This window comes from Mycobacterium sp. 29Ha (assembly GCF_032883055.1).
In the GTDB taxonomy this organism is placed as follows: Bacteria; Actinomycetota; Actinomycetes; order Mycobacteriales; family Mycobacteriaceae; genus Mycobacterium; species Mycobacterium gallinarum.
Genome location: NZ_JAMQTI010000015.1, coordinates 1 through 22,618 on the forward strand (window position 1 = coordinate 1; position 22,618 = coordinate 22,618).

Sequence of the window (22,618 nt, forward strand, 5' to 3'; positions counted from 1 at the left end):
CCGCTACAGCGAGTCGTCACACTTTCTCAACCAACCTGCCTGGGCAGTACACCTAGGCCAAGCCGTACAGGAGCGAGGCGCAACGCTGCGCACCGAGGAAGTCACAGGCGTGTTCAGCTCAGGCAACTCCGTAGAGGTGCACTTATCCAGCGGGCCGTCGCTGACCGCCGATGCTGCCGTGATCGCGACCGGGGCGTGGCTGTCGCGGCTGGCCGGTAATCGAGTGTCGGTTCCGGTGCAGGCCGGTCGCGGCTACTCGTTCACCGTGCCAGTGGACCGCCCGATGCCCACCCCCATCTATCTGCCGGACGTGCGGGTGGCGTGCACGCCGTACCGAGGGGCCATGCGGGTCTCGGGCACCATGGAATTCCGCGACCCGCACGAACCGGTGATACCGCAGCGGGTGCGCGCCATCGTCGCGTCAGCCGGCCCACTGCTTGAAGGTGTGTGCTGGGCGGAACGCAGCGACGTCTGGGTGGGTCCGCGCCCGGTCACCCCGGACGGTCGCGCCCTAATTGGTGAGATTTCCCGGGGCGTGTATGTGGCTGGTGGCCACGGCATGTGGGGGCTAGCGCAGGGCCCGGTGACCGGCCGGTTGTTGGCCGAACAGATCACTACCGGTAAACAGCCCGAGATCCTGCGGGCGTTCGATCCGCTGCGCCGATCGCTGCGCTAGCCAACCCGCGAGATACCGAGCGCGGCTTGATTCCGGCCGAACGGCCTTACGCCAACCCGGGTCGGAAAGGATGTCAACACTGGCCAGGACCCAGCGCTCCTGAAGAACCACCGCTTTGTGCACGGCGATTTAGTACGAGTCGGTGGCAGGCCACCTGCCATGAAAGGGAACATGATGGGGAACACAGCACGCGGGTGGATTTCACCAGCTCGTTGGCGGTTGGCGAACCCCGAGCCCTCACCTCGTAGCGGCCACGATATGCGTTGTCGGAGCACAACAACGGGCGTGCCAATGATTGTCGACGAGAGGCAACTGTTCGTGGGCCAATGTCGACGACCATTGAGGTAGCAGCAGTATGGCCGAGACCCTCAAGGTCGCGACGACCGACAGTGGCCAAACGTAGCCGCCGACACGACGGCCGGCTGACACAGCTGCCGCAAGCCCAAACAACGGGCACCCGTCCTCACGGCACCCACGCAGAACGAGATACCGAAATGCCCATAAAGAAACATATTTCAATGACACGACAGGCCCGAATCCGCCTGAAGAAGGAACTCGCGACGCTGCGAGGCCGTCCAGGCATCGAAGTCCCCGACGACTACATGGATACCGACGAAAATCGCGACGACTATCGAGCGCGGCAATCGCGCATCGGTGCCATTGAAACGCTACTCACCGACGCGATCGTCGTGGACGATTCGACAGATGACCGCATCGCCGCGCCCGACATGGCGGTCACCGTCTACTACGACGACTCCGGCCACATCGACACCTTCGTCCTAGGCGGCTATGGGGCCGGAGACCACGACAACAAGATCTACCCGTTGCGATCCCCGATAGGCCGCGCCGTAGCCGGCGCATGGCCTGGAGAACACCGCACCTGCATCCTGCCCGGAACAGCCCCGATCGCGGTCACGGTGCTGAAAGTCGAGCCGGCGTCCCGGGTCAGATTGAACACACCCGACATCGGCTCCGGTGCGCAGCGGGCGCCCCAGCCAAAATCCGGGTCGGATAACGGCGACCGAGCTGCGTGAATCCTTGAGTAAACCCGTGTGGGCGTCCAAATATGTTCGAACACATATATTTTCACGCGCGACCCATCGGCTCCGCAGCCGGCCAAACACCGACGCAGTCGCGCGAACGTGTCCGACGTGTCCGATCAGAGCATCCCGCTAGCGACTCGACACACCGATGAAAGGAACAGGTGACACATCATGGTCATGATTGACCGCCTTGACGATATTGGTCTGCGGGACCTCTCCCGACGCACCGACCCGCTCGGCGTGTTATCGGTCTACGTAAACGCTGACCCCCATCAAGACCCGAATCTGCGGGCCGCCGCAATCGACCTTAGAAACAGATTCGTCGAGCTGCAGCACCGGATCAGCCAAGGCAGTGGCGGCGATCGAAGCCATCAGATCGCCGCCCAATTAGAGCGGCTATGGCCGCAGTTGGAGACCCTGACAAGCCCCATCGCATCTGGGCGAGGCCGCATCGCCTTCGCCGCGCTAGGTGCTGACTGGATCGTGCGACTGGAGAGCGCGATGCCGGCACCCACCCGGATGGTGTTAGAAGACGGCCCGTTCATCCACCCGCTACTGGAGCTCGTCGACGAAGGCAGCCCGGCCGGGGTCGTCCTCGTCACCGCCGAAGAGGCCCGTCTGCTGGAGTGGCGGCTCGGCTCGGTGACGACGGTCGACCGGCTGCAGCAGCAATATGTTCAGGCGCCGCACGAGCGCGCTGGCCAAATCGGTGGCGGCCCGAAGGGGCAGCTCCACACGCCGATGCGTGAACAGCGTCAATCTCGGGAAAGACAACGCGCACAGCGATTCTTAGAACGGGTCAGCATGCGTTCAGTCGAACTTGCCGAAAAGCTCGGCTGGGATCGGATCCTGGTCAGCGGCGGCGAACGGTGGACCGAAACAATGATTTCGTTGTTCCCGCAAGCGCTGCGCGACAACATCATCGCTGACCCCCGGAACTTGTACGGGCTTGGTGACGCCGCTCTGGCCGACGCGGTCACCGAGCAGGTCCACAAAGAACACAAGGACCGTGAAAAACGGCTGCTGGCGCGAATCGGCGACGCCGCAGGCGCGGGAATGGCAGCCCTAGGATTGTCCGAAGTGGCCGCCGCCTTGAACGCCGGCAGGGTCGCGCACTTGGTGTATGACCCACAGGTTCGGTACACGGGAGCTGTCGATGCCGACGATGCGCTCTATGGCGGTGACGAGGTCGGCCCCGGCAGCCAGCAGCCGCGACCGGAACCCCGGTTGACCGAACGGCTGGTCGAGCGCGCCCTCGACACCGCCGCACTGATCACTCCTATCGAGGGCGCGGCCGCCGGCGAGCTGGCCGACGCAGCCGGAGTCGCTGCGCTGCTGCGGTGGTGACATACACGGCGGATACGAAACGGAATCACGCTGCCGCCGGTTGGTGAATCCTGAACGGGCCCTGACAGCGCCAGATTGCGACGGCTGCCGACGCCGAGCATTAGCGAGTCCGGTGCGTTCACAACGCGACGGTAGGCCATTCACGGCACGGCATCGGCCCGCAGCGATCGCCCATTGTCCACGGTATTAGCGGACGAGCGCTGAAACCGCGGAGCCAGTGTTGTGCAGCCGGCCTACGAACAGCCGTCAGATGATGCGCGTCGCAGTGTCGAGCAGCCGTCGGGAAACGACAGTGCCCCGGGGACCACCTGAGTCGACAGTGCGAGTGTGACGTGTGACGGCGTCTTCGCCGAGTGCGAACGCGTGCCCGAACGCGGCGCCATCAGAAACCGCCCGCCCCCGCGCCGAACAGTATCGCGATCCCTCGGTATAGCGTTGACCATACGGCGGCGGAAGGTGCGCGCTTTGCGCGCCGACGCCGCCGAGATCGTGGCCTGGCGGCATCGGCGAGGATTGTATGTCGCTTCGGGCGCGGGATAGCGCGGACGCGAGTTGATCCTGCTTCTACGCGGCGTACATCGCAGCACCAGGGATTGACAGAGTGACCAGCATCAGCACGAGCAGGAACCATCCGGCGCCCTGCCATGCCGGCCACGCGCCCTGGTGTTTCCACACCCGGTAGGTCTTCACGAATGCGCCGATCCCGCCGGCCAGCAGAATTGCCGGGATCAGTGAGGCCGCGATCACCGATTCCCGCGCGGTGAATGCGTAGACGGCGAATGCCACCGCGGCCACTGCGACGAACGCCCCTGCATACCGCGCGGCTGCTCGGAATGTGGGGGGCCGATCAAATCGTTTCTCGACATCGTGGGTCATCGGTCTGGATCCTTTGTCAATGCTCGCAACAAGTCACGCGCCGTGCATTTGCAATTTCGTTCTGCGGCGGCCGTTTAGGCCCCCCGAGCTAACCGGCTGATGAAGCCGTCGGCGGTTTCCAGGTGAGCTCGTAGGAACCACTGAAATTTCTCCAGCTCGGCCGCATGCCCGATCAGGACATCTTGGGTAACGACGTCCAAATCCTCTAAGCGCTTGACGTTTTCGCGCGTCTCGGCGATGACCCCGCTGTAGACTCGCTCGAGCGCGGCCAGATGGACGTCGGCACAGTCTCGATCATGCGGGTACTCAGTCCAGCCGTGCTCGTTCATGATCGCGTCCGCAGTGCCCCGCGGCGATCCGCCTAGCGTCGCGATGCGTTCGGCGACTTCGTCGGCGTAGCCCCGTACAAGGGCCACCTGGGGATCGATCATCTGGTGTACCGCGATGAAGTTCGGACCGATAACGTTCCAGTGCACGTGCTTGAGGGTCAGGTGCAAGCCGTTGTATCGGCTCAGCTGTGTTTGCAGCATCGCGGCGACCTCAGCTCCCTGTTTGTCGGACAAACTCGGAACGGTGTAGTGGCTAGACATCAATGACTCCTTCGATTTGATTGAACATTTGCATAATGAGGGCAACTGGCTATGGCACGTTGTTGCCGAAACTATCTCTACGGCAATCTCTTTCGCCAAAAGTGAGGGGGACAGCATACTTCGGACGCTGCTGTGACGTCGCGGCAATCCAGTGTTGCGCACGCGCCACTAACTCGGGCCTGTTGTCACGCCACCTGCGTAGAGCTCGCCGCGAAGTCCGCTACGGCCGCGCCCACACCCACGGTGATTGCCGCCCAGCCAACCCAGGGCTCATTCGAATCCACCACTTCGTGCTCCTTTGACATATTCGTTGACTGCTCTCGTTGCTTTACCTGCAGCGGTCGACTTGGTGGGGGACTATGGGCTCCCCGGCAGCAGCGATCGACTCTTTCCATCGTCGCGCGAGGTGTAGGTCTGGGACTTGCCCGCACTGAACAATCTCGCTGCCTGGCTTTGTCGAGTTTCGACAGCACGAGCGCGGCGGTTCTGCTGTTGAACAAGCTGGAGTCTCGGTCGAAACCCGCCAGTTGAGCGGGCGCCCGCCGACAACCAGGATGCCGCAACATCATTCAGGCCCGAAAACGATGCCGAATTTTCGATGTTGTGGCATACGCGTGTTCGTCGGCGCCGGGCCGAACATACTCGCGTCCGACTCCGGTGTGCCGGGAAACGTGCTCGGCACGTCTGCGCCGAACATCGCTACGACTGTAAACAAGACGGCATACGTGACGCTGAGTTGCTAACCATCCACAGGTTTTAATCGGTCCACCTAGGGTGGGCGGGCCGCCCTGGACAGGGGTCCGCCACCACTCGTCTGCGGCTCAATTTGTCGGCCGCTTCTCCTCAGGCCCGGCACCGTTTCGGCAGGCAACGGTGGCTACGGTCCGGTCTCGACTCGAATTACCGACGCAGTGTTGGTGTCGGACTTTCCATCAAAATGTGACCTGGCGCCGCCTAATCTTTGCGCGACAGGGCCGCGCGCGGGCACTCGGCGATGGCTTCCTCGGCGAGCGCCTGCTGGCCGCCCGGGACGGGGTCGGCAGTGACCACGGCGTAATCGTCATCGTCGAGTGTGAACACCTCAGGCGCAATTCTCACGCACACGGCATTGCCTTCACAGCGGTCACGGTCCACTACGACACGCATATGCGTCCTCCTTCACCTCGCCTTGAGTTAGATACTGGCTGTCCGAGGATGCCGGGGATCACCGTGATGAACGCCGTTGCGGCCAGCGATGCCCTCGCGATGGGTGGACTCATTGCAGGACACCCTTTTCGATCCGATCGCCGAGGTCACGGTCGATGTTGCGCCAGTAGTCGAAGGCGCGTTGCAGTACCGGTTCGCTGACGCCGGCCCGAAGATGATCAACGACGTTGTCCACCAATCGGTCCCGTTCGGCCTCGTCCATCACATCGCGGACAAGGGTGCCGGCCTGGCCCCAGTCGTCGTCGGCGGCGCGCAGCGTGTAGGCGGTGCGCACCATGTCACCATCGGTGTGCCAACCCCCTGCATCGCCGTAACGGGCGGTGTCGGCGGCGGGCCCGCCCTTGGAGTTGGGCGCGTACACCGGATCGGTGGCCAGCTGGTAACGCATGTGACCGGCGGTGCTGTAGCAGTGCACCGGCGACGTGGGTGCGTTGACCGGGAGTTGGTTGTAGTTGGCTCCGATGCGGTAGCGGTGGGCATCGGCGTAGGCGAACATCCGGCCCAACAGCATCTTGTCCGGGCTGGGCGCGATTCCGGGCACCATGTTGGACGGCTCCCAAGCGCCCTGCTCGATCTGGCTGTGATTGTCGGTGGGATTGCGATCCAGCGTCAGCTTGCCGACCTCGATCAGCGGGTAGTCGGCGTGCGGCCACACCTTGGTCAGGTCGAACGGGTTGAACCGGTAGGCCTTGGCCTCGTCGAATCCCATGATCTGCACCTTCAGCGTCCAGGACGGGCGCTCGCCACGATCGATCGACTCGAACAGGTCACGGGTGTGGTGATCGGTATCGAGTTTGACCAGCTCGTCGGCCTCGGCCTGAGTCAGGTTCTGCACGCCCTGATCGGTGATGAAATGGTATTTGACCCAGGATCTTTCGCCGGCGGCGTTGATCCACATGTAGGTGTGGGAGCCGTAGAGGTTCATGTGCCGCCACGTCGACGGGATACCGCGATCGCCCATCAGGTAGGTGACCTGGTGGGCGGACTCTGGTGAGAGCGTCCAGAAATCCCACTGCATGTCGTGGTCGCGCAGGTTGCTGTCGGCGCGGCGCTTCTGCGAGCGGATGAAATGGCCGAACTTGAGCGGGTCGCGCAGGAAGAACACCGGAGTGTTGTTGCCGACGATGTCGTAGTTCCCCTCTGTGCTGTAGAACTTCAGCGCCCAACCGCGCACGTCGCGCCAGGTGTCTGGGCTGCCGCGCTCACCGGCCACAGTGGAGAACCGGATCACCGTCTCAGTGGTGGTGCCGGGCGCAAACACCGCTGCCTTGGTGAACGCACTGACGTCATTGGTGACCTCGAAGCGCCCAAAGGCCCCGCTGCCCTTGGCATGTGGTTGGCGCTCGGGGACGCGCTCGCGGTTGAACGCCGCCATCTGTTCGATCAGATAGTGATCGTGCAGCAGGATCGGCCCGTCGGGTCCGACGGTCAATGAGTGCTCGTCACTTTGCACCGGGATGCCGGCATCGGTCGTCGTCGGCGGTATGGGTGTCGTGTCGGTCATGTCGTTGTCTTTCGGTCGAGGGTGGGTATTCGGGATCTACTGGGCCGATGTGGCCGGCAAGTCATCTCGTGCACGGCGTGTTCGGTATGCACAGCGCGCCAGCGTGATTGGGTCGTGTGCGGATCCGTCGCGCGATGTCTGTCGTCGCCGCCCAGCGCTTGGCCGACTGTGGATGAATCGTTGGCGCTGGTCGCGGTTCTTGGCAGGCCGGATGCGGGGCCGGTGGAGGGCGGTGCAATCACGGCGTCACCGTTCCGACGTGCGGCCGGGATGATGTCCACCGCTGTTGTCGACCAAGTTGTCGAGATCGTGTTGCCATCCGGCGAAACGGATACGGTCACAAACGGCCCGGGTGACGGTGAACAGGGTCGCTGCGATGGCGGCCACGCTAATCCAGATCACGAGCGCGCCCATTGCCGCCTCAACGGCGGCGCGTGTGGTCGGCAGTGGTGCGGGGACCTGCGCTCCGGTGTTGTCGACCCAGATCTCAATGGAGTCACCGGTCTGGGTTGTTGATTGCGCCTTGACCGTGCCGGTGTGTTCGGCGTCGCCGGCCGTCCATCGGGCGGCAACGGTGGTGGTACCTGTTCGCAAGATTTGTTGGGAGGCAGGGACGTCGGCGACCGTCGCGGTCACCGTGTGGCGGGTATGGGCCTGCTCGGCGTAGAGGTGACGGCTCGAGTCATAGACCGCGGTGCCCACGGCCGCTGTGATCGGGAGCGCGAGCAGCGACACCACGACAGCCAGCACCAACACCAGCGCCTCGATCCGATCGGTCGTGCGCACCAGTGGATCGCGACCGACCAGCCGCAGCACGACAGGCCACCGAGGCAACCGCACCGTGAAGGTGTCCATCTCGGCTGCGCCAGCCCGATGGTGAGCCGTCGCGCGTTGATCGTGGGGACGGTGGGGGTTCATCGACGCCACCCTTCGGCGACTCGCCTACGTCCGGCGCTGCACCGACTGCTACCGGTGTGATCAGCAGCGGTGCCATCCATCCGCACGCTGGTGACCATCACCCACCTCCACAGCTCGACCATTCGATGCTTTCCATCGTGGCCTGGATCTCCCGCGCAACGATTGCCGTAGCCAGACAACGAGGCCCCGACGCTTTGTCGGATTCCGACAGCGCGCACGTAGGTCGGCGTCGGTGGCCGTGAGTGTGGTCGCCAAGCTTCATAGCCCGGGCAGGTCGTCGTCATAGATGGATTCGCGGTAGCGCTGAACGGATTTGGCGACGGTGAGCAGTACGACGCTGTCGTCAAGCGCGTGTAGTCCGTGGCGGGTCGGGGGGATGACGAGGTGATCGCCGAGGCGACCATCCCAACGGGTGTTCGCGCTGGTCAGCTGGACTCGTCCGTGTAGCACCTGCAACGTGGCCTCGCCGGGACTGTCGTGATCGTCGAGACGCGTGCCCGCGGTCAGGGCAATTACGGTTTGGCGCAACGTATGTTGATGTCCGCCATAGACGGTGTGCGCGCTGCGGCCGCTGGGGCTGTCGTGCGCGGCCGCCAGCTGCTGTCGGCTAAGCACGGTCAGGGAGATTTTGTCCATGGTGGCTATCGCGATTCTCAGGGGCTCGACGTTCGGCTCAGCTGCCGGTGTAGGTCGGCGATATATCCGTCGTAGGCCGCGGCGACCGCGTCGAGGTCGACCTGCTCGGGCAAGTCGTCGGCGCTCTGACGGTCAATTAGGTAGGCCGCTGTTGCCTCGACGACGCGCTGCTCGTTCTCAGCGATCTGTGCAACCACGGCAGGGTCGGCGTACACGCGCACGACTACGGTGTCCTCGTCCCGCACAAACCGCACGAGGTAGTCGTGATCGCCGAGCGCCTCGAGTTCTGGCTGATGAACGCTCATGTGACTTCTCCTTCCATGTGTCGTTGTCGGGTTGGTCATGCCGCCAGCAGGGCAGCGCCCAGGACGACCAGGGCGGCCGCCTTGAGCACCTCCAACCCGATGTAGGCGTGGTGCGCCCGGGAGCGGGGCGCCTCGTGGCCGGCCAGTACGTACGCCGATCGCCGGTTGAGCCGGGGCTGCACAAACAGGAGTTGAACGGTCAGCAGCACGGCGATCCCCGCACCCACCGCGACCAGCGGGCTCGAAGGCCCGCCGAGGATTAGGCATGTCGCGATGACCACCGCCCAGATCAACTCGACGCTGTTGAGGGCACGGAACACGACGCGCCCGATCGCCAGACCCACCGCCAACTCGAGACCTTCGGCGCGAAACTTCAGCGGTGCTTCCAGAAAGGAGATCGCCAAAACCATTCCCAGCCACATCAGCGTGGCAGCGGCCGCCACCCGGATAGCGATCTCGGTCATGAGGATGCTCGATCACCTGACGGCGCGGCAGCCAGGTGTGCCACACACAAGTCGGGCTCGACGAACGGGTCGAGCCGATCCACCGTGACCGGGGCGCGCATCGCACTCAACGCGCCCTGCATCAAGCCCAAGTGCACCGAGCAGATCACCTCGCCGTGTTCTTCGGCCAGATTCTGGAAAGGACAGTGCCGCAACCGGATCTCGCGTGTACGCGGACCGTCCGCGGGTTCGGGCTCAAAACCCAACTCCGCCAACAACTCCACCAATTCGGTGACCGCGCGGGTTTTCGACGGTGCCCGACGCCGCCCGGGAGGCTCGACCAGCGCCGGGCTCGTCGCACGGCCCAGCTGGGTGGCGACGGTGGCGGGGTCGGGTTCGCGGGCCAGATAGTCGGTGAGAATGCCGGCCAGCAGCCGATAGTTGGTCGGCCCTGTCGGGTCCATCCGGCGGCTGGCGCGAAACAGGAGCGGGGGACGGCCGCGACCGGCGGAGTCACCGAGGACTTGCTCGACGCGGCCAGCGCGCGCCAGCGCGTCGATGTGAAACCGAACCGTGTTCGGGTGCACGCCGAGTTCATCGGCGACGCTGGCGATGCTGCGCGGCTCGGCCGAGGCCCGCAACATCGCCAGGATGACGTCGCGGCGCCCCGGGGGGCCCATCCCCGGTTTGGGTGTGGTCGCGTCGGTGGGCATCAGTCGCCCTGCGGCGGCAGCGCCGCCACCATCGGGGTGTCGGCATCGACGACGCCGAGTTTCGCGGCTCCTCCCGGTGAGCCCAGGGGATCGGCCTGCCCGGGCAGGGTGTCGGTGAAGAACTTGACGTTCTCATCGATGTAGGGCCGCAGCGGTTCGGGCAGGTCGTCTTCGTAGTAGATCGCCTCCACCGGGCATACCGGTTCGCACGCGCCGCAGTCGACACACTCGTCGGGGTGGATGTAGAGCATCCGTGCCCCCTCGTAGATGCAGTCCACCGGGCACTCGTCCACGCAGGCCCGGTCCTTGATGTCCACGCACGGTGCTCCGATCACGTATGTCATGGCCACGACATTACTCCAATTATCACTTGTAGGAATAGGATGTGCTCATGACCCTCTACGACGATCCGCACGCAACCGCTGACACCGACGAGCTCGACGTGCGCCAGATACCCAAACCCCAACGGCACCCGATGATCTTCGCCCGCTTCGACTCACTAGCCGCCGGCGAGTCGTTCGTGCTCGTCAACAGCCACGACCCGATACACCTGCGCGAGGAGTTCGCCCGCTACCGGCCCGGCGCCTATGACTGGCGCTATCTGCAGGGCAGCCAGGCCGACAGACTTTGGCGGATCCGGATCATCCGAATCACCGAACCCGGGCCAGCCGGCCTGCCCTGACAACCACCACGTCAACGACGGGGTGCAGAGGAAACACTGTGACGACATTGTCGACTGACTGGTCGCGCGCGATGGGCCTTGACGCGCCGATCGTCAACGCGCCAATGGGGGGAGTGGCCGGGGGCGCGCTGGCCGCAGCGGTCTCGCGTGCCGGCGGGCTGGGCATGGTCGGGATCGGTAGCGCCGGTTGCGCTTTGGCGCTCGATGAACAACTCCGGCACCTGCGCGAGCTCGGCCACCCGTTCGGCATCGGCCTGGTCGCATGGGTGATTGAGAGCGAACCCCAACTGCTCTCCGCGGCGATCGCCGCCAAACCGGCTCTGCTGTCCGTCAGTTTCGGCGAGGACTTCTCCTGGATTCGGCGCGCGCACGACGCGGGTATCACCGCGGCCACCCAGGTCGGCGACCTTGCGGCCGCCGAGCGCGCAGCCGAGGCCGGATGCGACGTCGTGATCGCCCGCGGAGCCGAAGCAGGCGGGCACGGAGAGCCCACCGTCGGCACCCTGCCACTGTTGGCGGCCATCCTCGATCACCTGCCCGTGCCCGTCCTTGCCGCCGGCGGAGTGTCCTGCGGCCGCGCTCTGGCAGCCGTTTTGGCCGCCGGTGCCTCCGGGGCGTGGCTGGGCACCGCATTCTGTGCCTGCACCGAAACACTGTCCTCCGACGAGGTGCGCCGCGAACTGCGGGCCGCGCAGGACACCGATACCGTGAGCACCCGCGTCTTCGATATCGCCCAGCGATATCCATGGCCGGTATCGATCCCAGAACGGGTGCTGCGCAACAGATTCACCGACCGCTGGCACGGACACGAGCAGGAGCTGTCCGCCGACCATCATGCCCATGAGGCACTGGCAGCGGCCATCGCCGCAGACGATCACCAGCTGGCACCGATCAATGCCGGACAGGGCGTCGCGATGCTGCGAACCGTCCGTCCCGCAGCCGAGGTGATCGAACAACTAAGCGGCCAAGCTGCCCGACTGCTCGGTCGCTTCATTACGCCCTAGCCTGCCCGCGCGCCCTTAACAAATCTTATTTAACGGGCTATAGTCCGTTAAATAGGAGCGATGTAGGAGTTGGTGCACATGGCGCACGAAATCGCCTATCCCCGTGCCGGTGTGGGCACGCCGTGAGCGCCGTCGCTGAACTGACCCCCACCCGGCCGTTCCCGCAGCGTCGTGGACTCAGGGGCACGTTCATATACCGGGTGGTGACGACGACTGACCCCAAGCTGCTCGGGATGATGTACATCGTCACCTCGGTCGCATTCTTCATGGCCGGCGGAGTGATGGCGCTGTTCATGCGAACCGAGCTTGCCGCGCCGGGTTTGCAGTTCTTTTCCAACGAGCAGTACAACCAGCTGTTCACCATGCACGGCACGATCATGCTGCTGCTGTATGCGACCCCGATCGTCTTCGGCTTCGCCAATTGCATTCTGCCGCTGCAGATCGGCGCACCCGATGTGGCGTTCCCGCGCTTGAACGCGCTCAGCTACTGGCTATTCCTGTTCGGCGCTCTCGTTACCGTGTCCGGTTTCCTCACCCCGGGGGGCGCCGCGGATTTCGGATGGACGGCGTACACGCCCCTGAGCGACGCCATCCACTCCCCGGGCGCCGGCGGTGACCTGTGGATCATGGGCCTGATCATCGCCGGCCTCGGCACCATCCTGGGCGCGGTCAACATGATCACCACGGTCGTGTGCATGCGAGCACCGGGGATGACGATGTTCCGGATGCCGATCTTCACCTGGAACATCCTCATCACCATGATCATGATCCTGTACGCCTTCCCCTTATTGACCTCCGCGCTGTTCGGGCTGGCCGCCGACCGCCACCTCGGCGCACATATCTATGACCCGGCCAATGGCGGAGTGATCTTGTGGCAGCACCTGTTCTGGTTCTTCGGCCACCCCGAGGTGTACATCGTCGCGATCCCGTTCTTCGGCATCATCACCGAAATCGTTCCGGTGTTCAGCCGCAAACCGGTCTTCGGCTATACCACCATGGTGTACGCAACCGTGAGCATCGCCGCCCTGTCGACCGCGGTGTGGGCGCACCACATGTTCGCCACCGGCGCCGTACTCCTGCCCTTCTTCTCATTCATGTCGTATCTGATCGCCATCCCGACCGGCATCAAGTTCTTCAACTGGATCGGCACGATGTGGCACGGGCAGTTGACATTTGAGACACCGATGCTGTTCTCGGTGGGCTTCATGACCACCTTCCTGCTGGGCGGTCTTTCGGGGGTCATGCTGGCCAGTCCGCCGATCGACTTCCACGTCACCGACACTTATTTCCTGGTCGCGCACTTCCACTACGTGCTGTTCGGCACCATCGTGTTCGCCACCTACGCCGGCATCTATTTCTGGTTCCCGAAGATGACCGGCCGGCTAATGGACGAGCGGCTGGGCAAGCTGCACTTCTGGCTGACGTTCATCGGCTTCCACACCACCTTTTTGGTGCAGCACTGGCTGGGCAACGAAGGCATGCCGCGCCGCTACGCCGACTACCTGCCGACCGACGGATTCCAGGCGCTCAACGTCGTCTCAACGATCGGGGCGTTCACCCTCGGCGTATCCATGCTGCCGTTCGTCTGGAACATCTTCAAGAGCTACCGCTACGGCGAGCCGACGACCGTCGACGACCCGTGGGGCTACGGCAACTCTCTGGAGTGGGCCACCACCTGCCCGCCGCCGCGGCACAACTTCACCGAGCTGCCCCGGATCCGTTCGGAGCGGCCAGCTTTCGAACTGCACTACCCCCACATGTCGGAGCGGATGCGCGCCGAAGCCCACATCGAGCGCGGGCGCCGTTCCGCTGTGGCCGCGGACGACACTGCCGTTGCAAGCCGCAACCAGCCTCCCGGTCAATGAGCCGGGCCCGGCGCTGGAGATGGCCTCAGACTACGAACCACGAAGTCGTCACAGGCCTTGCTATGCGACGACCATGGCTATAACGGCCCCGCACGATTGTCGATGAATCCACGTGGCACGCAGCGGTAGGCGCGGCGCCGTCGCACCTATCTAACGCCACAGTTCGGCGACGGCTGAGAACTGGACTGCATACTCCGACTTCGTAAGTCAGGGTGAAATCGCCATTCCTGGGATGCTCAGGCTGACGAGCATGAGGGTGAACAAAATCCATCCAGCGCCATGCCAGATGGGCCATGTTCCGCCGGCTCGCCAGACCCGATAGGTCTTGATGAACGCTGCGATCCCGCCGACCAGAAGGACGATCGGGGTTCCCAGCGCCGACAGCGGCACCTCGCGGCCGATGAGCAGAAACAGAATGAACGCAAGGCCGGCCACGGCGATGATCGATGCGACATACACTGATGCTGCGCGAAACGCGGCGGGGTCATGCCAGCGTTTTTCGACGTCGTTCGTCGTCATACGTGTTTGCATAATTGGGTTCTCCCAACGAGATCGGGCGCGCTCACGGGTGCGCCGGGGTCGGCGTGGCAGGGCATGTCGTCGAGGGCGGCGAGCAGTGCGACGAGCGCGGTGTGCTCGGTGATCATGTGATGCTCAAGACCGTCGACCATTCGTCGTAGTTCCGGCAGGGTGCAGGAGGCGGCGTCGATGTGCTCGAGCTGGTCGGTGAGGGCATAGATGTGAGCGTGCTCTGCGCGCAGCTGCGTGAACGGTGCTGCCACCCCGGCAGGGTTCAAACGATCCTCTTCGTTTGTGGCGTGAGGCAGCACCGCGGCTCGCAGGAATGCGGTCAAAGTGTCTAACTCCGCGTACGGCCACGTCCTGGCTGCGGCCAGGGCCAGTACCGAGGCGGCACGGCGCTGCACACCGCGCAGCAGCAGTGCATCGTCTTCAGCCAGCCGACGGAGCTCTGCATCGAGGACGGCCTCGGGCAATGACCGCCCCGCCGTCCGCACTGGTGTCACCATTGCGGCTCCTATCTCTAACTGTCAAATAATCCGTTCGCCCTCGGCGCGGTTGTGCTACCGATCGCTGGTCGCATTGCCGGCGAGGTACATCAACAGCACTTCGGGGTCGGCAAGCTCGGCTGGATCGACGCGTGCACCGGAGCGCACAAGCGCCTCGATGGCATCGGTGACACCCCAGGTGTTGACGTTCATACCGGCCAGCACCCGCCCATCGCGCATCCAGAAGGCGATGAACTCGCCGCTGGCGACGTCGCCGCGGAAGACGACCTCGTCGTAGCCGCCCGGCCCGACATAGCCGGAATACTCCATGCCACAGTCGTATTGGTCGGAGAAGAAGTAGGGCACGCGGTCGTAGGAGGTGAGGGTGCCCATCATGTTCGCCGCCGCGACCGGTCCTTGATTGAGGGCAGCCGACCAGTGCTCGAGGCGCAGGTGGGTGCCCAGCAGCGGGTAGTAGGAGTTGGCGACATCGCCGGCGGCGAATACGTCGGGGTTGGTCGTGGCCAGGTGCTCATCGACGACGATGCCGTTGTCGATGGTCAGGCCCGCCGCGGCGGCCAGTTCGGTGTTGGGCGTGATGCCCACGCCGATCACGACTGCGTCGGCGGGAACGACGTCGCCGTCGACCAGGCGCACGCCGGTCGCCTTGTCGCTGGCGCCGATGATTTCGGCCACCCCGACGCTGGGCCGCAGCTCGACATCGTGCGCGCGGTGTAGCGCGGCGTAGGTTTCGGCCACCTCGGCGCCGAGGACGCCCAGCAAGGGCAGCTTTGCACGCTCGATGAGGGTCACGTGACAGCCGGCGGCCCGGGCGGCGGCCGCGCTCTCCAAGCCGATCCAGCCGGCCCCGATGATGGCTACCCGCTGCGCAGCGGCGAAGGTCTCCTGTAATGCGTCGCTGTCGGCGACAGTGCGCAGGTAATGCACACCGGCCAGGTCGGCACCGGGCACCTCAAGGCGCCGGGGCGAAGAACCCGTCGTCACGAGCAGCTTGTCGTAGCCCAGCGTCTGTCCGCTGGCTGTGGTCACTTCGTGTGCAGTGCAGTCGATTTCGGTGATTCGCGTGCCCAGACGCAGGTCGATGTCGTGTTCGAGGCGCCACTGCGGGGGATGGATGTAGATCTTTTCCCGCTCGGTGCTGCCCTGCAGATAGCCCTTCGACAGGGGCGGTCGGTCGTACGGGCGCTCGGTCTCGGCCCCGATAAGGATGACCTTGCCGCCGAATCCGTTGGTGCGCAACGCTTCGGCTGCCTTGGCGCCGGCCAGCCCGGCGCCCACGATGACAAAAGTCTGTTGTGTGCTCATGTGTGGGTTATCCCTGTCTTCGAAGTAGTGCGGGCACGCGCACGCCGCCCGAATCTCGTTGCGGTGCTGCATTGCGGCGACCTTGTACTGGGACGCTGAGCTTGTCGACGACCCGCCCGAGAGCGCCGGTCCCCGAAGGCTATTGTGCGCGGGCTCGCCGCAACGGCGATCATTGCTGGGTCACCCGTCGTGCCTTGGCGTCCAATGTGACAAGCAGATCGGCGAACGACTTGTGGAAGCCGGCGACGCCTTGGTCTTCGAGGGCGTGCCCGACGTCATCCATGTCGACCCCCACTGTCTTCAAGTCGTGCATGACTCTTTCGGCCTGCTCGATCCCCGTATCGACGGTGCGCGCGACGGTGCCGTGGTCCTCGAACGCGGTGATGGTGGCCTCGGCCATGGTGTTGATGGTGTCGGGACCAATCAGGCTGTCGACGTAGAGGGTGTCGGGGTAGTGGGGGTTCTTCGTCGACGTCGAGGCCCACAACGGGGGCTGCGCACGGGCGCCGCGGGCGGCGAGTTTCTCCCACCGCTCACCGGCAAATCGGTTCCGGAACATCTGGTAGGCCAGACGTGCCTGGGCCACTGCGGCACGTCCGCGCAACGCCAAGGTGTCCTTACCGCCGATCTGCTCCAACCGCTTGTCGACCTCGGTGTCGACGCGGCTGACGAAGAACGACGCCACGCTGCGGACCGCCGCGAGAACGCCGCCGCGTTCGGCGAGGGTTTCCAGGCCTTGCAGGTAGGCCTCGATCACCTGCTCGTAGCGCGACAGCGAGAAGATCAGCGTGATGTTGATGCTCAACCCCTGACCGATCAGCGCCGCGATCGCCGGGATGCCCTCGGCGGTGGCGGGGATTTTCACCAGCAGGTTGGGGCGGGCGATGCGCTCGTGCAATCGGGTAGCCGCGGCGATCGTGGCCTCGGTGTCGCGCGCCAACTCCGGGGCGACTTCGATCGACACGAAACCGTCGCTGCCGTGCGAGTTGTCGAACGTTGGACGCAACACCGCCAGCGCATCGGTGACGTCCTGGATGGCCAGTTCCCAGTAGGCATCCCCGAGCGAATAGCCCTGGGCGGTGAGTAGGTCGAACTGGGTGTCGTAGGCATCGGAGCCTTCGATGGCTCTCGCCAAGATGGTCGGATTGGCTGTCACCCCGCGTATCCCGTCGGCGACGAAGCCGGCCAGTGTGCCGTCGCGCAAGTACGGGCGGGTGAGGTTGTCGAGCCACGGGCTTTGCCGCTGCTCGGTGTAGAGGCTCTCGAGTCGTGTCATGGCCGCCACCGGCTGTCGGGTCGCTCGCTGATTGTGCGGTCAGCCGTGCTGTACGGCGACCGCGTCAAGGACGTCATGGTGACCTCTTCCCCTTCGCCTTTCCTCTGGGCGCCGACGCGCTGTCGGCGGGACTGCGCCGCGACGATGCCTGCGGCGGCGACAGGCGTGCCCGTGGCGGGGTCACGTTGTGCACCACCACGCAGCAGCGCTCGGGGTCTGGATCGAGTTCGGCGTGCGCGCGCGGGTCACCGCAACCCGCGATAACCCCCTGCACGAGGCGCAGATTCAGCCCACACACGACGTCTCGGTGATCTTGGGCGACCGTGTGAAACGGACAATTTCGCAGGGTGATGCGACCGTCATCGCCGGCCCGCGGCAGGTAGCCACAGTTGCGCAGCGCCCCAAGGACGTTGCCGCCTGTCTCGCTGCCCGCGCGCATGCCGGCTTCGGCGGCGGCCGCGTTCACGGCGGATTGCACTGCTCCGCTGTCATCCTGCTCAACGGAGGCGACGAGCAATCTGGCGAGCAGTTCGTAGTCGCGGGGCGGAACGCTGACGGTGAGTTCCCGGGCCGCTCGGGTGTAGAGCTTGGCCGGGCGCCCCGCCCCCGGCCCCCCACGTCCAGGGGGTCGTTGGTAGCTGACGGTCAGCAGGCCCGCCTCGGCCAACTTGTCCAGGTGGTAGGCCGCCAGCGTGCGTCCGATCGACGCGGTGGCAGCGGCCTGCTCACGCGAAACCGGCCCATCGCTTTCGATCACGTACTCGTAGAGCTGCCGCCGCAACGGGTCGTCCAGGTGACGCAGACCGTTCAGCGCGGCCAGGTCGGCGGGGCGGTTGATGGGCATACCCCAATTCTAACACCAAAGAAGTTTGACAAATAGGCGTGAGAGGCAGATTCTAAAAGCAGATCCGATTGGTCTTACAAAGGAGATTGCGATGACCGCCTCAGCACTACCCGGCTCAGCCGCCCACACCCCCTCCGAGATCTTGCAGCGCGCCCGTTCCGATCCGCGCTACGCGGCGTTTCTGCTGCTGCGCATCGGATTCACGGTGCTGCCGATCGTGTTCGGCCTCGACAAATTCACCAACGTGCTCACCAACTGGGAGACCTACCTGGCGCCGTGGATCGTGGACCTGAGCCCGATCAGCGCGCACCAGGTGATGCTGGTGGTCGGAGTGATCGAGATCGTGGCCGGCATCGCCGTGGCGATCAAGCCGCGCTACGCCGCCTACATCGTCGCCGCCTGGCTGGCCGGCATCATCGTCAACCTGGTGAGCTACCCCGGCTTCTACGACATCGCGCTGCGCGACTTCGGGCTGCTGCTGGCCGCGCTGACCTTGGGCCGTCTGGCCTTCGTGTACGACCCGGCCTGGCACCGGCGCACCAGGTCGGGCACCGATACCCCTGTCAGGTAGTCGAACCCACCATGTGCCTCCCTCCGTTCATCCGGCGCCACTACGCCTGCGACGGGTGAACGGAGGGATCCTCTCGTCTCCCGGAAGGAACCCCCGATGCATTCCAGCGCCGCACTGCAACTCGTGCACCCCTCGGCGGAGCGGGATCTGGCCGCCGCGGAAGTCGCCGCCGCGGCATTCCTTCGCGCCCTGGGGATTTCACTGGATTCCGAAAGTCTTTCCGGCACCCCCGCGCGGATGGCGCGCGGCTACGCCGAGCTGTTCACACCGCGGGCCTTCGATCTGACCACCTTCCCCAACGACGAGGGCTACGACGAACTCGTCATTTCGCGCAACCTGCCGCTGCGGTCGGTGTGCGAGCACCACATGTTGCCCTTTGTCGGGATCGCCCACATCGGGTATCTGCCCGGCGCGCGCATCATCGGGCTATCCAAGCTCGCCCGCGTCGCCGAGCACTTCGCCTGCCGACCCCAACGCCAGGAACGACTCACCAAACAGATCGCCGATTGGCTCGACGCACAGCTGCAGCCCCGCGGCGTCGGCGTGGTCATCGAGGCCGAGCACACCTGCATGACGCTGCGAGGCGTGCAGGCCGCCGGATCGGCGACCATCACCTCCACCCTTCTGGGCACCCTGCGCGAAGACCCGCGATCACGCCAGGAGTTCTTCGCACTGACCGGCGCCAACACCTAACGGCGTGGCGGCCGATCGCCCAAGGAGTTCGTCATGCAGACCTTCACCCTCCTGCCGCGGCTGGAAAGGCGCTCGACATGAGTGATTACAAGAGCAACGTGCGAGATCTCGAGTTCAATCTCTTCGAGTTGCTCGACCTGGACAAGGCGCTGGCCACCGGAGTGTTCGGCGACCTCGACGGCGACACGGTGCGCGAGATGTTGGCTGAGGCCTCGAAATTGGCGGCCGGACCGGTCGCGGAGTCCTTCGCCGACGGCGACCGAAACCCGCCGACGTTCGACCCCGAAACCCATGTGGTAGCGCTGCCTGAGTCGTTCAAGAAGTCGCTGCGGGCGTGGCGCGACGGCGAATGGTTCCGGATCGGCCTCGACGAGCATGTCGGTGGGGTGCCCGCACCGGCGATGGTCGCCTGGGCGATCAACGAGTTCGTGCTCGGGGCCAACCCGGCGGTGTTCATGTATCTGGCCGGTCCGCAATTCGCGGACATCCTCTACGACATCGGCAACCCACAACAGCGCCAGTGGGCGGCGATGGCGATCGAGCGCAACTGGGGCGCCACGATGGTGCTCACCGAACCCGACGCGGGTTCCGATGTCGGCGCCGAACGCACCAAGGCGATCGAACAGCCCGACGGCAGCTGGCACATCGAAGGTGTCAAGCGGTTCATCACCAACGGGGACAGCGATGACCTGTTCGAGAACATCATGCATATTGTGTTGGCCCGCCCGCAGGGCGCCGGACCCGGCACCAAAGGGTTGAGTCTGTTTCTGGTGCCCAAATTCCTGCCCGATCCGAAGACCGGTGAGCCGGGGAAACGCAACGGTGTCTTCGTGACCGGTCTGGAACACAAGATGGGCCTGAAGGTTTCGGCGACAACCGAGCTGAGCTTCGGTGAGCATGGGCTGCCGGCGACCGGCTGGCTGGTCGGTGACATCCACAACGGCATCGCGCAAATGTTCAAGGTCATCGAATACGCGCGAATGTTTGTGGGCGTCAAGGCGATTTCGACGTTGTCGACCGGTTACATCAACGCGCTGGACTTCGCCAAGACGCGGGTGCAGGGTGCTGATCTCACCCAGATGACCGACAAGACCGCGCCGCGCGTCACGATCATCCACCATCCCGACGTGCGCCGGGCACTGCTGATCCAGAAGGCCTACGCCGAGGGCCTGCGGGCGCTTTATCTCTATACCGCCGCCCATCAGGACCCGACGGTCGCCGCGATCGCCTCTGGTGCCGACGCCGAGTTGGCTCACCGGGTCAACGATCTGCTGCTGCCGGTGGTCAAGGGCGTGGGTTCCGAGCGCGCCTACCAGCATTTGACCGAATCGCTGCAGACCCTGGGTGGTTCGGGTTTCCTGCAGGATTACCCGATCGAGCAGTACATCCGCGACGCCAAGATCGACAGCCTCTACGAGGGCACCACCGCGATTCAGTCGCAGGACTTCTTCTTCCGCAAGATCGCCCGTGATCGGGGTGTGGCGTTGGGCCACGTCGTCGGCCAGGTGCAGAAATTCCTCGACAGCGCCACCGCCCGCCCGAACTCGCCGACAACCGCAAACTCCTGGCTGAGGCCCTGGAGGATCTGCAGGCCATGGTCGCCGCGCTGACCGGCTATCTGCTCGACTCCGCGCACGATGCCGCAGAGCTTTACCTCGTCGGTCTGGAGGCGGTGCCGTTCCTTCTCGCTGTCGGTGATGTGCTCATCGGCTGGCTGCTGTTGCAGCAGGCCGAGATCGCGCTCAACGCGCTGGACGGCGCTGCGGCGCAGGATGATCGTGCCTTCTACATCGGGAAGGTCGCCACCGCAACGTTTTTCGCGAAGAACATGCTGCCGCTGCTGGCCGCCCAGCGGCGCATCATCGACGCTGTTGACCTGACGGTCATGGAAATGCCCGAGGAGGCCTTCTGAACTTCAGTCATAGTCGGGGACAACCCGTGGCCAGTAGTACGCAACTCGTATTTGTAGAAACAATCCATCCACTCCTGCCGCACATGTCCACCTCGGCGCCGGGAGTGCAGACAGTAAAGGAGTTCGTGACAATGAGCATCGCCGATCGCGCCATGCAGACCACCTGGGAGGGCCCTCTAGCCTCTGGCGAGGGCACGCTATCGCACGGCAGTAGCGCAGCGCTGGACGGCCTGCAGGTGACCTGGGCATCCCGAACCGAACAGCCGGGCGGAAAGACCAGCCCGGAGGAGCTGGCGGCGGCAGCACATTCCTCCTGTTTCGCGATGGCGCTGGCATTGAAGTTGGGCGAGAACAACACGCCGCCACAACGATTGGAGGTGCAGTCCACCGTGACCCTGGACGCCGTCGACGAGGTCCCGACGATCACCACGTCCCGGCTGAAGGTCAGGGCACAGGTGGCGGGGCTGGATGCCGACGCCTTCGCCGCCGTGGTGGATGAGGCCGCAATGTTGTGTCCGGTGTCGCGGTTGTTCGCCGGGGCGAAGATCAGCGTCGATGCCAAGCTCGACTAGGGGGAGAAAGCGATGCCCGTTGGGATTCTATCGGTCGTTCTGAAGCGTGAGCACCACGAAATAGACAGCGCAATAGCGACTTTCATCGGGAAGCTCGACGGCGGCTGCGTGCAACCGGAGCTGCTGAACGCGGCGTTGGAAGCGCTGCGCCGACACATCTACCTGGAGGAGACCATCCTGTTCCCTCCGATCCGCGAGGCCGGCATGACCATGCCGATCTTTGTAATGATGCGCGAACACGGCGAACTGTGGCGCACCATGGACGTCCTCGCCGATCTACTCGTTGGCACAGGCGACAGTGAACAGTTGCGGGATACGTGCCATCGGCTGCTGGGGCAACTCGAGCAGCACAACTCCAAAGAGGAACCCATCATCTATCCGCATGCCGATAGCGAACTTCCAGCCCAGGTAAGCGCGGAACTGGCCCGCTTCATCGAAACCGGCCGCATCCCGGACGGATGGGCTTGCCAGCAGGCTGTTCGATGAGACGCAGCCGCTGCAAGAGTGGAAACAAGCGTCGTAGGACTTGTGGCTGCTGGAGGTTGCGGCGCTGATGGTCGATGCGATGCCCATAATCCCCATGTCGGCATGCCGTGCGATCGTTCGCGT

Annotated in this window: 25 protein-coding genes and 1 pseudogene; 11 read left to right on the forward strand and 15 right to left on the reverse strand. The window is 64.6% G+C overall.

The window, feature by feature from the left end; translation table 11 throughout:
• The 3 genes from M1248_RS19560 to M1248_RS19570 all read left to right on the forward strand — a co-directional run.
• Window positions 1-676: FAD-dependent oxidoreductase (locus M1248_RS19560; protein WP_317149456.1), on the forward strand; the 676-nt coding region annotated here is incomplete at its 5' end.
• A 518-nt stretch (window positions 677-1,194) separates the two neighbouring features.
• Window positions 1,195-1,710, forward strand: coding sequence for a GreA/GreB family elongation factor (locus tag M1248_RS19565; RefSeq protein WP_317149457.1), 516 nt, complete (start codon window positions 1,195-1,197; stop codon window positions 1,708-1,710).
• A 180-nt stretch (window positions 1,711-1,890) separates the two neighbouring features.
• Window positions 1,891-3,066: a hypothetical protein gene (locus M1248_RS19570; protein WP_317149458.1), complete on the forward strand. Its 1,176-nt coding sequence runs from the start codon at window positions 1,891-1,893 to the stop codon at window positions 3,064-3,066.
• A 564-nt stretch (window positions 3,067-3,630) separates the two neighbouring features.
• Here the strand turns inward: M1248_RS19570 and M1248_RS19575 are convergent.
• The 10 genes from M1248_RS19575 to fdxA all read right to left on the reverse strand — a co-directional run bounded on the left by M1248_RS19575 (window position 3,631) and on the right by fdxA (window position 10,601).
• Window positions 3,631-3,942, reverse strand: coding sequence for a hypothetical protein (locus M1248_RS19575; protein ID WP_163732465.1), 312 nt, complete (start codon window positions 3,940-3,942; stop codon window positions 3,631-3,633).
• A 74-nt stretch (window positions 3,943-4,016) separates the two neighbouring features.
• Window positions 4,017-4,532 carry a DNA starvation/stationary phase protection protein gene (locus M1248_RS19580; RefSeq protein ID WP_317149459.1) on the reverse strand — a complete coding sequence of 172 codons (516 nt, stop codon included), beginning with the start codon at window positions 4,530-4,532 and terminating at the stop codon, window positions 4,017-4,019.
• A 954-nt stretch (window positions 4,533-5,486) separates the two neighbouring features.
• Window positions 5,487-5,678, reverse strand: coding sequence for a ferredoxin (locus M1248_RS19585; protein WP_163732460.1), 192 nt, complete (start codon window positions 5,676-5,678; stop codon window positions 5,487-5,489).
• Between the two features lie 109 nt (window positions 5,679-5,787).
• Window positions 5,788-7,242, reverse strand: a complete 1,455-nt coding sequence (locus M1248_RS19590; protein ID WP_317149460.1) for a catalase — start codon at window positions 7,240-7,242, stop codon at window positions 5,788-5,790.
• A gap of 246 nt (window positions 7,243-7,488) precedes the next feature.
• Window positions 7,489-8,160: a hypothetical protein gene (locus M1248_RS19595; protein WP_410506696.1), complete on the reverse strand. Its 672-nt coding sequence runs from the start codon at window positions 8,158-8,160 to the stop codon at window positions 7,489-7,491.
• A 258-nt stretch (window positions 8,161-8,418) separates the two neighbouring features.
• The gene (locus M1248_RS19600; protein WP_317149461.1) at window positions 8,419-8,796 is read right to left on the reverse strand and encodes a cupin domain-containing protein; all 378 of its coding nucleotides are present in this window, start codon (window positions 8,794-8,796) and stop codon (window positions 8,419-8,421) included.
• 17 nt (window positions 8,797-8,813) lie between these two features.
• Window positions 8,814-9,101, reverse strand: coding sequence for a hypothetical protein (locus tag M1248_RS19605; protein WP_317149462.1), 288 nt, complete (start codon window positions 9,099-9,101; stop codon window positions 8,814-8,816).
• Between the two features lie 35 nt (window positions 9,102-9,136).
• Entirely contained in the window at window positions 9,137-9,565 is a 429-nt protein-coding gene (locus tag M1248_RS19610) for a hypothetical protein (protein ID WP_317149463.1), read from the reverse strand.
• Complete coding sequence (locus M1248_RS19615) at window positions 9,562-10,257, reverse strand: helix-turn-helix transcriptional regulator (RefSeq protein ID WP_317149464.1); 696 nt, start codon at window positions 10,255-10,257, stop codon at window positions 9,562-9,564. The genes M1248_RS19610 and M1248_RS19615 overlap by 4 nt, the downstream gene beginning before the upstream one ends.
• On the reverse strand, window positions 10,257-10,601 hold the full coding sequence (gene fdxA, locus M1248_RS19620) for a ferredoxin (RefSeq protein WP_317149465.1): 345 nt from the start codon (window positions 10,599-10,601) through the stop codon (window positions 10,257-10,259). Before fdxA ends, M1248_RS19615 begins: the two co-directional genes overlap by 1 nt.
• 47 nt (window positions 10,602-10,648) lie before the next feature.
• Here fdxA and M1248_RS19625 point away from each other — a divergent pair, with 47 nt between their 5' ends.
• The 3 genes from M1248_RS19625 (at window position 10,649) to ctaD (ending at window position 13,808) form a co-directional block, all read left to right on the forward strand.
• Window positions 10,649-10,939 carry a DUF2249 domain-containing protein gene (locus tag M1248_RS19625; RefSeq protein WP_317149466.1) on the forward strand — a complete coding sequence of 97 codons (291 nt, stop codon included), beginning with the start codon at window positions 10,649-10,651 and terminating at the stop codon, window positions 10,937-10,939.
• Between the two features lie 71 nt (window positions 10,940-11,010).
• A complete protein-coding gene (locus M1248_RS19630; RefSeq protein WP_317149559.1) occupies window positions 11,011-11,943 on the forward strand; it encodes a nitronate monooxygenase in 933 nt (310 codons plus the stop codon).
• Window positions 11,944-12,065: 122 nt separating this feature from the next.
• Window positions 12,066-13,808, forward strand: a complete 1,743-nt coding sequence (ctaD, locus tag M1248_RS19635; RefSeq protein ID WP_317149467.1) for a cytochrome c oxidase subunit I — start codon at window positions 12,066-12,068, stop codon at window positions 13,806-13,808.
• 207 nt (window positions 13,809-14,015) lie between these two features.
• Here the strand turns inward: ctaD and M1248_RS19640 are convergent, their stop codons facing one another.
• The 5 genes from M1248_RS19640 to M1248_RS19660 all read right to left on the reverse strand — a co-directional run bounded on the left by M1248_RS19640 (window position 14,016) and on the right by M1248_RS19660 (window position 18,261).
• Window positions 14,016-14,327, reverse strand: coding sequence for a hypothetical protein (locus M1248_RS19640; protein WP_317149468.1), 312 nt, complete (start codon window positions 14,325-14,327; stop codon window positions 14,016-14,018).
• On the reverse strand, window positions 14,324-14,836 hold the full coding sequence (locus M1248_RS19645; protein WP_317149469.1) for a hemerythrin domain-containing protein: 513 nt from the start codon (window positions 14,834-14,836) through the stop codon (window positions 14,324-14,326). Before M1248_RS19645 ends, M1248_RS19640 begins: the two co-directional genes overlap by 4 nt.
• A 54-nt stretch (window positions 14,837-14,890) precedes the next feature.
• A complete protein-coding gene (locus M1248_RS19650) occupies window positions 14,891-16,141 on the reverse strand; it encodes an NAD(P)/FAD-dependent oxidoreductase (RefSeq protein WP_317149470.1) in 1,251 nt (416 codons plus the stop codon).
• 169 nt (window positions 16,142-16,310) lie between these two features.
• Complete coding sequence (tal, locus tag M1248_RS19655; protein ID WP_317149471.1) at window positions 16,311-17,417, reverse strand: transaldolase; 1,107 nt, start codon at window positions 17,415-17,417, stop codon at window positions 16,311-16,313.
• Between the two features lie 73 nt (window positions 17,418-17,490).
• Entirely contained in the window at window positions 17,491-18,261 is a 771-nt protein-coding gene (locus M1248_RS19660) for a helix-turn-helix transcriptional regulator (protein WP_317149472.1), read from the reverse strand.
• Between the two features lie 91 nt (window positions 18,262-18,352).
• On the opposite strand from M1248_RS19660, the gene M1248_RS19665 reads away from it, so the two are divergent.
• The 5 genes and pseudogenes from M1248_RS19665 to M1248_RS19685 all read left to right on the forward strand — a co-directional run bounded on the left by M1248_RS19665 (window position 18,353) and on the right by M1248_RS19685 (window position 22,495).
• The gene (locus tag M1248_RS19665) at window positions 18,353-18,832 is read left to right on the forward strand and encodes a DoxX family protein (RefSeq protein WP_317149473.1); all 480 of its coding nucleotides are present in this window, start codon (window positions 18,353-18,355) and stop codon (window positions 18,830-18,832) included.
• A 96-nt stretch (window positions 18,833-18,928) separates the two neighbouring features.
• Window positions 18,929-19,525, forward strand: coding sequence for a GTP cyclohydrolase I (folE, locus tag M1248_RS19670; protein ID WP_317149474.1), 597 nt, complete (start codon window positions 18,929-18,931; stop codon window positions 19,523-19,525).
• Between the two features lie 77 nt (window positions 19,526-19,602).
• Window positions 19,603-21,437: pseudogene (locus M1248_RS19675) on the forward strand (acyl-CoA dehydrogenase).
• A 131-nt stretch (window positions 21,438-21,568) separates the two neighbouring features.
• A complete protein-coding gene (locus tag M1248_RS19680; RefSeq protein WP_317149475.1) occupies window positions 21,569-22,009 on the forward strand; it encodes an OsmC family peroxiredoxin in 441 nt (146 codons plus the stop codon).
• Between the two features lie 12 nt (window positions 22,010-22,021).
• On the forward strand, window positions 22,022-22,495 hold the full coding sequence (locus M1248_RS19685) for a hemerythrin domain-containing protein (protein ID WP_317149476.1): 474 nt from the start codon (window positions 22,022-22,024) through the stop codon (window positions 22,493-22,495).
• Window positions 22,496-22,618 lie beyond the last annotated feature (123 nt).

Bases quoted from the DNA above. Each gene is read 5' to 3' on its own strand.
- M1248_RS19650 (WP_317149470.1), bottom strand. From the start codon at position 16,141: ATGAGCACACAACAGACTTTTGTCATCGTGGGCGCCGGGCTGGCCGGC.
- M1248_RS19580 (WP_317149459.1), bottom strand. From the start codon at position 4,532: ATGTCTAGCCACTACACCGTTCCGAGTTTGTCCGACAAACAGGGAGCT.
- M1248_RS19665 (WP_317149473.1), top strand. From the start codon at position 18,353: ATGACCGCCTCAGCACTACCCGGCTCAGCCGCCCACACCCCCTCCGAG.
- folE (WP_317149474.1), top strand. From the start codon at position 18,929: ATGCATTCCAGCGCCGCACTGCAACTCGTGCACCCCTCGGCGGAGCGG.
- M1248_RS19595 (WP_410506696.1), bottom strand. From the start codon at position 8,160: ATGAACCCCCACCGTCCCCACGATCAACGCGCGACGGCTCACCATCGG.
- M1248_RS19685 (WP_317149476.1), top strand. From the start codon at position 22,022: ATGCCCGTTGGGATTCTATCGGTCGTTCTGAAGCGTGAGCACCACGAA.
- M1248_RS19615 (WP_317149464.1), bottom strand. From the start codon at position 10,257: ATGCCCACCGACGCGACCACACCCAAACCGGGGATGGGCCCCCCGGGG.
- M1248_RS19625 (WP_317149466.1), top strand. From the start codon at position 10,649: ATGACCCTCTACGACGATCCGCACGCAACCGCTGACACCGACGAGCTC.
- M1248_RS19680 (WP_317149475.1), top strand. From the start codon at position 21,569: ATGAGCATCGCCGATCGCGCCATGCAGACCACCTGGGAGGGCCCTCTA.
- M1248_RS19585 (WP_163732460.1), bottom strand. From the start codon at position 5,678: ATGCGTGTCGTAGTGGACCGTGACCGCTGTGAAGGCAATGCCGTGTGC.
- M1248_RS19565 (WP_317149457.1), top strand. From the start codon at position 1,195: ATGACACGACAGGCCCGAATCCGCCTGAAGAAGGAACTCGCGACGCTG.
- M1248_RS19605 (WP_317149462.1), bottom strand. From the start codon at position 9,101: ATGAGCGTTCATCAGCCAGAACTCGAGGCGCTCGGCGATCACGACTAC.
- M1248_RS19600 (WP_317149461.1), bottom strand. From the start codon at position 8,796: ATGGACAAAATCTCCCTGACCGTGCTTAGCCGACAGCAGCTGGCGGCC.
- M1248_RS19640 (WP_317149468.1), bottom strand. From the start codon at position 14,327: ATGACGACGAACGACGTCGAAAAACGCTGGCATGACCCCGCCGCGTTT.
- M1248_RS19575 (WP_163732465.1), bottom strand. From the start codon at position 3,942: ATGACCCACGATGTCGAGAAACGATTTGATCGGCCCCCCACATTCCGA.
- fdxA (WP_317149465.1), bottom strand. From the start codon at position 10,601: ATGACATACGTGATCGGAGCACCGTGCGTGGACATCAAGGACCGGGCC.
- M1248_RS19570 (WP_317149458.1), top strand. From the start codon at position 1,891: ATGGTCATGATTGACCGCCTTGACGATATTGGTCTGCGGGACCTCTCC.
- M1248_RS19660 (WP_317149472.1), bottom strand. From the start codon at position 18,261: ATGCCCATCAACCGCCCCGCCGACCTGGCCGCGCTGAACGGTCTGCGT.
- M1248_RS19645 (WP_317149469.1), bottom strand. From the start codon at position 14,836: ATGGTGACACCAGTGCGGACGGCGGGGCGGTCATTGCCCGAGGCCGTC.
- M1248_RS19610 (WP_317149463.1), bottom strand. From the start codon at position 9,565: ATGACCGAGATCGCTATCCGGGTGGCGGCCGCTGCCACGCTGATGTGG.
- M1248_RS19630 (WP_317149559.1), top strand. From the start codon at position 11,011: ATGGGCCTTGACGCGCCGATCGTCAACGCGCCAATGGGGGGAGTGGCC.
- tal (WP_317149471.1), bottom strand. From the start codon at position 17,417: ATGACACGACTCGAGAGCCTCTACACCGAGCAGCGGCAAAGCCCGTGG.
- M1248_RS19590 (WP_317149460.1), bottom strand. From the start codon at position 7,242: ATGACCGACACGACACCCATACCGCCGACGACGACCGATGCCGGCATC.